Source organism: Thermus sp. 2.9, assembly GCF_000794385.1.
Lineage (GTDB): Bacteria > Deinococcota > Deinococci > Deinococcales > Thermaceae > Thermus > Thermus thalpophilus.
Window position 1 is genome coordinate 1 of record NZ_JTJB01000019.1, and the last position, 8407, is coordinate 8407.

Genomic DNA, 8407 nt, shown 5'->3' on the forward strand with positions numbered 1-8407 from the left:
CTTGGGAGCGGGCCCTTTTGGAGGAGGACCTTTCCACCCTGGGCCTTGTCCTCTACAAAAACGGGGAGCCCGTGGCCCAGGGAGCGGGGGCGGCCTGCTTAGGCCATCCGGCCAAGGCGGTGGCCTGGCTCGCCAACGCCCTTGCCGCCTTCGGGGTGGCCTTGGAGCCCGGGGAGATCGTGATGTCCGGGGCCTGGGCCCCGGTGCAGCCCGCAAGCCCTGGGGACCTCTTCACCCTGGTGGGGACAGGGGGTAGGGCGCTATCCCTGCGCTTTGTTTAGGGGGTGGTCCTGTGCCCATGCTGGAGGTTTTGGTGGCCCGGGAGAAGCCCCTTACCCGGGAGGAGAAGGAGGCCGTGAAGGAGGAGGCCGAGGCCATCTTCCAGGAGGTCCTCGGCACCCCCAAGGGGCGGCTTCGGGTCTTTGTCCTCGAGGAGCGCCAGGCGGAAACGGAAAAGTGACTCCGAAAGGCGCTTCCCTTTCGGGATCAGGGTTCCACCGCGATTCCTTCCCGGGGAAAGCGCCGGTCCAGGGTGTACACCCGCCGCACCCCAGAGGCCAAAGCGGCGGCCCAGATCAAGGCGTCTCCAAAGGAAACCCTGCGGGAGGAACGACAAAGGAGGAGGGCCTGGGTCCAGAGGCCCTTGTCCCCGCACACCGCCTTCAGGTTTTCCTTCTGGAGCAGGCGCACCAGGGCGTCCACCACCTCTTTGCGGGGAACCTCGTATACCGACTCCAGCACATAGGCGGTTTCCACCAGAACGACTTCCGTGATGCCTACAGGTTCTTGGCTATCTAGGAGGGAGGCGGCCTGCTCCGCCAGGTGGGGGGGATCCCCGGTGAGGTAGCGCACCAGGAGGCTGGTGTCTGCCAAAGCCCTCACGCCTCCTCCTGCCAGGAGGCTTTCCAGGCGGTCTCCCGGGCCTTGGACCAAGCCTCTTCGGGAAGGGTGCGACGGATGCTTTCTCGGAGAAGGCCCTTTAAGGAGTCTTGGTGAGGGGGTGGCAGGAAGTAGAGCTCCACGTGGTCTCCCGCCAGGCGCTGCACCACCCGCCACCCCGGGCCTATCCCCAGGCGCTCCCGGATCTCCTTGGCGATGACCACCTGCCCCTTGGGTCCGACCAAGTAGGTCATGGTATAACCCCCTGCCTATAAGTATAACCTCAAGTTGTCGCCTAAAGGGATTCTGTTCCCGCCGCGCCCAACCCCGTCCCGTGGCCTCGCGTGGGCCGATGGATGCCCTTTAAGCCGGGTTGTCAGGAGGGTAGGACCCTCCTGGGTCGGCAAGCCGAGCTACGGAGGCCCGTTCCACCAGTTCTGTGGGTAGGCGAAGGATTTTGGGCCGGCCTGGAAAGCGTTCTCCTAAAACCCTTTGGGCGGCCTTCCGGCCGATCTCTTGGGCCTGTTGCCGCACTGCAGTGAGGGGGGGCGAAACCAGAGAGGCCCACGGCGGGTCATCAAAGACCACCAAGGAGACTTCCTGGGGGATGGCGATGCCCTGCTCCTGGAAGGCCTGCAAGACCCCTTGGGCCATCTGACCTGTGGTGACGAACACGGCGGAGGGGCGTTGGCCCCGGCTTAGGTACCGGAGGGCGGCTTCGTACCCCCCTTCGGGGGTGCTGGGGCAGGTGTACACCTCCGCTGCCCCTCCTCCTGCGGTAAACCGCCGGGCAAAAGCTTCCGTGCGTTCCCCGCAACTGGTAAGGCCCAGCTCTCCTCCTACCACGAAGGCCCAGCGGTGTCCCGCCTGGAGAAGGTGTTCTGCGGCCAGCGCGGCTCCTTGGAGGTTATCGGAAAGCACAGAGGGGACGCCTTTGGCTCCAGAGATGCGGTCTACCTCCACCACCCGAATCCCTTCCTGGACAAGGGCCTCCTCGAGCTCCCGGTTTTTCCCCGTGGGCTCTAGGATGATGCCGGCTACCCGGTAGCTCTTTAGGAGCTCCAGCCCTGCCCGTTCCCGCTCAGGAGACTCTTGGGAATGGAAGAGGATCAAGGAGTATCCCTGCGCCTGGGCAACCTCCTCCACGCCTCGGGCAACGTCCGCATGGAAGCTCACGGAGATATCGGAAAGGATGAGTCCTAGGGTTGGGGACTTCCCTCGCTTGAGGGAGCGGGCCACTTGGTCCGGTGTGTAGCCTAAGGACCGGGCTATCTCCAGGATCCTCTCCCGGGTAGCGGGGGAGACCAGTTCGGGGCGGTTCAGGGCTCGGGAGACGGTGGAGGGGGAGACACCGGCCAGCCTGGCGACGTCCTCGAGGCTTGTCCTTTGGGGAGGCTTACCCATGGTTCACCGAAGCCCGGCGTAGCGCCTGCGGCCCAGGCTATCTGCATAGACAACCAGGGCGATGAGAAAGCCCTCGGCCACCATGCTCCAAAAGGGGTCTATTCCCATCAGGTTGGTTCCATTGCGGATGATGGCAAAGAGAAGGGCTCCAAAGAAAGTTCCGAGGACCGAACCCCTGCCTCCGAAAAGGCTCGCTCCGCCCACCACGGCGGCGGCGATGGCGCTCAGCTCGTACCCCATGGCGGCAGTGGGGGTGCCTATGGCCAGCCTCGAGGCCAGGAGCACACCCCCTAAGGAGGCAAAAAAGGCGCTTAGCGCGTAGGCCAGGTAAGTGATCCTGGCTACGTCTACACCTGCCCGCCGGGCGGCTTCCGGGTTGCTTCCCACGGCGTAAAAGTAGCGCCCCGTACGGGTCTTAGACAGGAGGAAGCCGCAGGCTCCCAGCGAAAGGAGCGTTACCCAGAAGAGGCTGGGAATGCCCAAGAAGCTGGCGACGGCGAAGCGGTTAAACGCCTCGGGCAGCCCAGCGATGGTGGTGCCCCCTGAGAGGAGCAAGGCAGCTCCCCGGTAGATCTGCAAACCCGCCAGAGTCACCACAAAGGGAGGGATACCCAGTCGGAAGGTGGCCCAGCCGTGGACTGCGCCGAGGAAGGCCCCTAGGGCGAGCACCAGGAGGACGCTGATCCCGATGGGAACCCCGTTGGTCATGAGCAGGGCCACGGACACTCCCGCCAAAGCCCCTACGGATCCCACCGCTAGGTCGATGCCCCCAAGGAGGATGGGGAAGAGGACCCCAAAGGCGAAGAGCGCTCCTATGGAGACCTGGAGCATAAGGTTCTGGAGGTTGTCCAGGGTGATAAAGGGGGGCGCAACCACGGCTAGGGCTAAGGATAGGATCAGTGTGAGGGCGGAAACGGTAACCAGGGGGGATTTCTGAAAGACGGTCATGCCTCCTCCGCCAAAAAACAGGGAAGGGGAACCCCCTCCCCTGTGGTTTCCTTCCTTAGCGAGCGGGGCCCAGGAAGGGTTTGACCACCCGCTTGCTGGGGTTTAGGAGCCCTTGGATCTCTTCGGAGTTGTAGTTGTCCGCCGTGACCGCCAGGCTTCCCGTGTCCACGTAGGGGGGCAACCGAACGCCCATCCGGGCCGCCACGGCGTAGAAGACGCCGGCGTAGCCCATCATGAATGGGTCTTGGACGATGAGGGCGTCTATGAACCCCTTGCGGAGGAGCTCCACTTCCTGGTCGTCGGAGTCAAAAGCTACCAGGGCCACTTTCTTAATGTTGCGTTGCTCCAGCGCCCGCCCGGCGCTCGAGCCCATGACATTGTTGTTGGCAAAGATGCCCACCAGGTTCCGGTACCGGGAAAGGTAGTCCAAGGTAATAGAGAGAGCCCGGGCAGGATCGTTGTTGGCAAAGCGGTTTTCCACCACTTTGAGGCCAGGGTACTTCTTAATGCCTTCCAAGAAGCCTTTGTTGCGCAATTCCACCGAGCTCACCCCAGGTACGGAGCTGAGAATGGCCACTTCTCCCTCCACCTTCCCGGTCTTCTTCCGGATTGCTTCGGCCAGCATATCCGCAGCCAGCCGACCTGCCGCCACATTGTCCGTGGCCAAGAAGCTAGCGTAAAGGTTCGTTTCTCCGGCAGAGTCAATGATCACCACGGGAATACCCGCCTTGGTGGCCTTTTCAATGGGGGCAGCCAGTGGTTTACTGGCCGTGGGGGCGATGACGATGGCCGCTGGCCTCCGAGTGATGGCATTTTCTAGAATGGCGATTTGGCCTGCGATGTCTGCTTCCTCCGCCGCCCCTTGGGGTGTAACCCTGATGCCAAGAGACTCCCCTGCCCGCTTGGCCCCTTCCAGAACGTACTGCCAAAACTGGGAGTTGGTGGCCTTTACGATGACCACCACCTCCATGTTCCTCAGTCCTTGACCTAACGCATTGGCGGCAAGCCCAAACCCTAAAACAAACGCCAAGATCCGCTTCATGGTTACCTCCTTTTTCACCTTTGGCCTGATTCCCTTGTTACCTCTTCCGATCGCTTCACCAACACCTACTTGGCTCCAGCTACTTCTCGGCTCACGCCTTTGCTTCCCCTGGGTTCTCACCTCCCCCAGTCATGTAGTAGACCAGCTCTTGCTGGCTGGTCGCCTTTGCGTGGGCGGTAAAAACGACCTGTCCCCGATGCATCACCGCTACCCTATCGGCCACCTCGAGCACTTCCACGAGGTTGTGGCCGATGTAAAGCACCCCCACCCCTTCTTGGGCTAGGTTCCGGGCATACCGGATCACGTTCTTTGCCTCCATGGGGGCCAAGGCCGCGGTGGGTTCGTCCATGATAACCACCCGGGACTTCCAGTAAAGCGCCCGGGCAAAAGCCACGGCCTGGCGCTGTCCCCCAGAGAGATTCCTGACAGTGCGCCTAGGGTCGGTGACGGTAGTGCGGATTCGTTCCAGAAGAGCCCGGGTTTCCTGGTAGATCCGGGCCTCGTCTATGACCGGCAGTCCCAAAAGCCGACGTATAGGCTCGCGCCCTAGGAAGATGTTAGCCCCCACGTCCAGATCATCCGCTAAGGCCAGGTCCTGGTAGATGGTTTCTATACCCTGGGCCCGGGCCTCCTTGGGGGTGGCAGGGCGGTATGGGCGCCCCTCGAGGCGCATCTCCCCTTCGTCCGCTGGGTACACGCCGGAGATCACCTTGATCAGGGTAGACTTGCCTGCCCCGTTATCGCCCACAAGGGCTAGGACTTCTCCCCTAAAGAGTTCTAGGCTCGTTCCTCTAAGCGCTTCTACAGGGCCGAAGCGCTTAACAATTTTCCTGACCTCTAGCAGCGGGGCCATTTCTCCTCCTATTGCAAACGTTGGTGCTAGCGTTTGCAGTTATGGTATTCCGGCGACCCTTCCTTGTCAATCCCCCCTTCTCCGAACGCTTGCTCTCCGCTCCTTCGGTGGGGAGTTGACCGGGAGTGTGGATACACCAGGGGAGGGCTCCGAGGGTTTAGGGGGAGGGAGACATTTTCTCGCAGATCCGCCTTTTCCGGGGGTTCGGCTATGATGAACCCGGATTGTTGACAATGTGGTCTACTCTAGCTAGCCTGGGGCTAGGAGGTGGTCCTATGGACTGCGAGCGCTGGCCCTACGGCGACCTGGCCCACCTGGCCCACGTGGAGCTCATCACCCCCAAGCCGGAGGAAAGCCTTTGGTTTTTCACCGAGGTGATGGGAATGACGGTAAGCGGGGAGGAGGGAGACTCGGTCTACCTCAGGGGCTGGGACGACTACGAGTTCCACACCCTCAAGCTCACGGCGGGCAAGGCGCCTGCCCTAGGGCATCTTGCCTTCCGGACGAAGAGCCTCGAGGCCCTAAAGCGCCGGGTTAAGGCCCTGGAGGCCTCGGGCTTGGGGGAAGGCTGGACGGAAGGGGACTTGGGCCACGGCCCCGCCTACCGCTTCCGTACCCCCGATGGGCACCTCATGGAGATCTACTATGAGACCGTCTGGTACACCCCCACGGAGGCCACGAGGCCCGCCCTCAAGAACCAGGCTTCCCGTTTCCCGGGGAGGGGGGCGAACCTGAGGCGGCCGGACCACATCAATATTCTTGCCTCGGACGTGGGGGCGGTGCGGACTTTCCTGGAAACGTACCTGGGCATGAAGGTGACCGAGCAGATTGTCTTTAGCGACGGCACCGAGCAGGGGGCCTGGCTCACCTGCAACAACAAGACCTACGACGTGGCCATCACCAAGGACCACCTGGGGGCCAAGGGGAGGCTTCACCACTTCACCTACGCCGTGGACAGCCGGGAGGAGGTCTTGCGGGCGGCGGACATCTGCCTAGAGCACGGGGTCTTCATTGAGACGGGCCCCCACAAGCACGCCATCCAGCAGACCTTCTTCCTCTACGTGTACGAGCCCGGCGGGTGCCGCTTTGAGATCGCCTGCCCCGGGGCAAGGCTCCTTTTGGCCCCCGATTGGAAGCCCATCGTCTGGAACGAGGAGGAGAGGAAGCGGGGCCAGGCCTGGGGCCTAAAGACCGTGGAAACCTTCCACACTTACGGGGTGCCCCCGGTGGAGGAGGCCTAGATGCCCGTGGGCGAAAAGGCCACCGAGGTCCAGCAAGCCTATCAGGCCCTAAGGGAGGCCATCTTGAAGGGGGAGCTCCTCCCGGGGCAGCGCCTGGTGGAGAAGGAGCTTTGCGAGCGGTTCGGCCTGGGGCGGGCCGCCATCCGCACCGCCCTCGCCAAGCTGGAGCAGGACGGCCTGGTGGAAAGCGCTCCCTACCGGGGGGCCTGGGTGCGGGCCATCGGCGAGGAGGAGGCGGTGGAGATCCTCGAGGCCCGCATGGCCCTGGAGTGCCTGGCGGCCCGCTACGCCGCCAGGAGGGCGACCCCCGAGGCCGTGGAGCGGCTTCGGGAGATCCACGCGGGGATGCGGGAGCGCTTCGCCCAGGGGGACCTTTTGGGCATGTCCGAGCTCAACGCCCTCTTCCACAAGACCCTGGTGGAGGCCTCCGGCCACAAGACCGCCCAGCGCCTGATTGAGGCCCTAAGGGCCCAGGGGGTGCGGCACCAGTACCGCACCGTCCTCGTGCCGGGTCGGCCGCAAAGCTCCTTAGAGGAGCACGGGCGGATCCTCGAGGCGGTGGCGGCGGGGGACGAGGAGGCGGCGGAGCGGGCCATGCGGGAGCACTTGCAGGGGGTGCTGCTGGCCCTGCGCCAGGCCAAGGGGGGGTTATGAGGGCGACCGAGCGGGCTTGGGCTTTGGTTCAAGGGGCTTTTGACCTCCATGTCCACGTAGGGCCCGACCTCCTTCCCCGGAAAACCGATGACCTCTCCTTAGCCCAGCGCTTTCGGGAGCGGGGCCTAAAGGGCTTTGTCCTCAAGTCCCACTTCGCCCCCACAGCCGAAAGGGCCCAGATGGTGCGGATGGCAGTACCCGGAGTGGAGGCCTTGGGGGCCCTCGTCCTCAACCACGGGGTGGGGGGCTTAAACCCCGTGGCGGTGGAGATGGCCGCCCGGGCCGGGGCCCGCTTTCTCTGGTTCCCCACGGTGGACGCGGCCAACGAGGTGGCCCACCTCCACCGCCTGCCCCCGGAAAAGCGGCCCCAGTGGGCGAGGCTCATGGAGGGCCTCCGGGAAGAGGGCCTCCTTCCCCCGCCCATCTCCGTTTTGGACGGGCAGGGGAGGCTCAGGGGGGAGGCCCGCGCCGTCCTCAAGGTGGCCGCCCGCCACGGCCTGGTGGTGGCTACGGGCCACCTTTCCCGGGAGGAGATCGTCAAGGTGGTGGAGGCTGCCTTGGAGGAAGGGGTGCGGCACGTGGTGGTGACCCACCCCGACTACCCCACCCAGGACCTCTCCCCGGCCGACCAGCGCCATTTGGCGGACCAGGGGGCGCACCTGGAGCGGTGCTTCGTCCCCTTTTACACCGGCAAGGTTCCCTGGGAAAGGCTTTTCGCGGTCCTCCGGGAGGTGGGGGTGGAGCGGAGCTTCCTCTCCACCGACCTGGGCCAGCCGCAAAACCCTCCGGTGGAGGAGGGCTTGGCCCTCTTCGCCGAGAAGCTCCTGGAGGCGGGCTTTAGCGAGGAGGAGGTGCACCACATGGCGGTCGCCGTGCCCACGTTGCTTGCGGGAGGGAGGGAATGAAGCGGCTTTTGGTGGTGAGCGCCCACGCGGCGGACTTCGTCTGGCGGGCCGGGGGGGCGATCGCCCTCACCGTCCAGCAGGGAGGGGAGGCTTTGGTGGTGGCCCTAAGCTACGGGGAGCGGGGGGAGTCCGGGGAGCTTTGGAAGGAGCCCGGCCAGACCTTGGAGCGGGTCAAGGCCATCCGCCACGAGGAGGCGAGCCGGGCGGCGGAGATCCTGGGGGCGGATTTTTTGCCCTTGGACCTGGGGGACTACCCCTTGCGGGTGGACGAAAAGGCCTTGGCGCGCCTCGTGGAGATCCTCGTGGACTTCGCCCCTGACATCCTCCTCACCCACACTCCCCAGGACCCCTTCAACCCGGACCACCCGGTGGCCTACCAGGCCACGGAGAAAGCCCGGCAACTGGCCTCGGGGGCAGGGGTGGCCAGCGCCTTCAAGACCATCAAGCCGCCGGAGTTTCTCCTCTTTGAGCCCCACCAGCC

Annotated in this window: 12 protein-coding genes; 6 read left to right on the forward strand and 6 right to left on the reverse strand. The window is 64.3% G+C overall.

Annotated features, from left to right (window positions below):
- Positions 1-281, forward strand: a 281-nt coding sequence (locus QT17_RS05460) for a fumarylacetoacetate hydrolase family protein (protein ID WP_039457471.1), incomplete at its 5' end; no start/stop codon positions are given.
- Positions 282-298: 17 nt separating this feature from the next.
- Positions 299-460, forward strand: a complete 162-nt coding sequence (locus QT17_RS13995; protein ID WP_126165461.1) for a hypothetical protein — start codon at positions 299-301, stop codon at positions 458-460.
- 26 nt (positions 461-486) lie between these two features.
- On the opposite strand, the gene QT17_RS05465 is transcribed toward QT17_RS13995, so the two are convergent.
- The 6 genes from QT17_RS05465 to QT17_RS05490 form a co-directional block, all read right to left on the reverse strand.
- Positions 487-882: a PIN domain-containing protein gene (locus QT17_RS05465; protein ID WP_039457474.1), complete on the reverse strand. Its 396-nt coding sequence runs from the start codon at positions 880-882 to the stop codon at positions 487-489.
- Positions 879-1133: an AbrB/MazE/SpoVT family DNA-binding domain-containing protein gene (locus QT17_RS05470; RefSeq protein WP_039457477.1), complete on the reverse strand. Its 255-nt coding sequence runs from the start codon at positions 1131-1133 to the stop codon at positions 879-881. The genes QT17_RS05465 and QT17_RS05470 overlap by 4 nt, the downstream gene beginning before the upstream one ends.
- 109 nt (positions 1134-1242) lie before the next feature.
- Positions 1243-2283 (reverse strand): LacI family DNA-binding transcriptional regulator, encoded by a 1041-nt coding sequence (locus QT17_RS05475; RefSeq protein ID WP_039457480.1) that lies wholly within the window; start codon positions 2281-2283, stop codon positions 1243-1245.
- Positions 2284-2286: 3 nt separating this feature from the next.
- Positions 2287-3231, reverse strand: coding sequence for an ABC transporter permease (locus QT17_RS05480; protein ID WP_039457482.1), 945 nt, complete (start codon positions 3229-3231; stop codon positions 2287-2289).
- Between the two features lie 55 nt (positions 3232-3286).
- Positions 3287-4273 (reverse strand): ABC transporter substrate-binding protein, encoded by a 987-nt coding sequence (locus tag QT17_RS05485; protein ID WP_052155176.1) that lies wholly within the window; start codon positions 4271-4273, stop codon positions 3287-3289.
- Positions 4274-4364: 91 nt separating this feature from the next.
- Complete coding sequence (locus QT17_RS05490; protein WP_039457483.1) at positions 4365-5126, reverse strand: ATP-binding cassette domain-containing protein; 762 nt, start codon at positions 5124-5126, stop codon at positions 4365-4367.
- Between the two features lie 275 nt (positions 5127-5401).
- On the opposite strand from QT17_RS05490, the gene QT17_RS05495 reads away from it, so the two are divergent.
- From QT17_RS05495 to QT17_RS05510, 4 genes are all read left to right on the forward strand, one after another.
- Complete coding sequence (locus QT17_RS05495; protein ID WP_039457486.1) at positions 5402-6367, forward strand: catechol 2,3-dioxygenase; 966 nt, start codon at positions 5402-5404, stop codon at positions 6365-6367.
- On the forward strand, positions 6368-7021 hold the full coding sequence (locus QT17_RS05500) for a GntR family transcriptional regulator (RefSeq protein ID WP_039457489.1): 654 nt from the start codon (positions 6368-6370) through the stop codon (positions 7019-7021).
- Positions 7018-7926, forward strand: a complete 909-nt coding sequence (locus QT17_RS05505) for a DUF6282 family protein (protein ID WP_039457490.1) — start codon at positions 7018-7020, stop codon at positions 7924-7926. Before QT17_RS05500 ends, QT17_RS05505 begins: the two co-directional genes overlap by 4 nt.
- Positions 7923-8407 (forward strand): PIG-L deacetylase family protein (locus QT17_RS05510; RefSeq protein ID WP_039457492.1); only part of this gene is annotated, 485 nt, incomplete at its 3' end. The genes QT17_RS05505 and QT17_RS05510, both read left to right, overlap by 4 nt.

Excerpts from the sequence above, each read along its gene's own strand:
- QT17_RS05495 (WP_039457486.1), top strand. The coding sequence starts at position 5,402 with ATGGACTGCGAGCGCTGGCCCTACGGCGACCTGGCCCACCTGGCCCAC.
- QT17_RS05490 (WP_039457483.1), bottom strand. The coding sequence starts at position 5,126 with ATGGCCCCGCTGCTAGAGGTCAGGAAAATTGTTAAGCGCTTCGGCCCT.
- QT17_RS05470 (WP_039457477.1), bottom strand. The coding sequence starts at position 1,133 with ATGACCTACTTGGTCGGACCCAAGGGGCAGGTGGTCATCGCCAAGGAG.
- QT17_RS05475 (WP_039457480.1), bottom strand. The coding sequence starts at position 2,283 with ATGGGTAAGCCTCCCCAAAGGACAAGCCTCGAGGACGTCGCCAGGCTG.
- QT17_RS05500 (WP_039457489.1), top strand. The coding sequence starts at position 6,368 with ATGCCCGTGGGCGAAAAGGCCACCGAGGTCCAGCAAGCCTATCAGGCC.
- QT17_RS05505 (WP_039457490.1), top strand. The coding sequence starts at position 7,018 with ATGAGGGCGACCGAGCGGGCTTGGGCTTTGGTTCAAGGGGCTTTTGAC.
- QT17_RS05485 (WP_052155176.1), bottom strand. The coding sequence starts at position 4,273 with ATGAAGCGGATCTTGGCGTTTGTTTTAGGGTTTGGGCTTGCCGCCAAT.
- QT17_RS13995 (WP_126165461.1), top strand. The coding sequence starts at position 299 with ATGCTGGAGGTTTTGGTGGCCCGGGAGAAGCCCCTTACCCGGGAGGAG.
- QT17_RS05480 (WP_039457482.1), bottom strand. The coding sequence starts at position 3,231 with ATGACCGTCTTTCAGAAATCCCCCCTGGTTACCGTTTCCGCCCTCACA.